Origin of the sequence: Undibacterium sp. RTI2.2 (assembly GCF_035018705.1) — a bacterium.
In the GTDB taxonomy this organism is placed as follows: Bacteria; Pseudomonadota; Gammaproteobacteria; order Burkholderiales; family Burkholderiaceae_D; genus Undibacterium.
In genome coordinates this window covers 1-370 of record NZ_JASJXN010000152.1, presented here as the reverse complement: position 1 = coordinate 370, position 370 = coordinate 1, and the positions used below count along the sequence as shown (strand labels likewise).

At 53.0% G+C, this 370-nt stretch carries 1 protein-coding gene; it reads left to right on the top strand.

Features of this window, described 5'->3' with window-relative positions; translation table 11 throughout:
* A partial coding sequence (locus tag QN395_RS21510) for an IS6 family transposase (protein ID WP_323493153.1) occupies positions 1-370 on the top strand: 370 nt, incomplete at both ends.

Genomic DNA, 370 nt, shown 5'->3' with positions numbered 1-370 from the left:
CTACGCAAGGTACTCAAACGAATGCATTATCCGCTTGAAGTAATGCTGACCTGCGTGCGCTGGTACGCAGCCTACCCGCTGAGTCTTCGCCATGTCGAAGAAATGATGGCGGAGCGTGGTGTATTCGTTGATCATTCAGCGGTCAGCCGCTGGGCGATTCGACTTCTGCCGTTACTGGAAAAGATATTCAGAAAGCACAAGCACCCGGTCGGTGGAAGCTGGCGGATGGACGAGACTTATATCAAGGTCAAAGGCGCCTGGAAATACCTCTATCGTGCAGTGGACAAGGAAGGCAAGACGATTGATTTTCTCTTGACCCCCAAGCGGGACAAGGCAGCAGCCAGACGGTTTTTCGACAAAGCCATGGAGG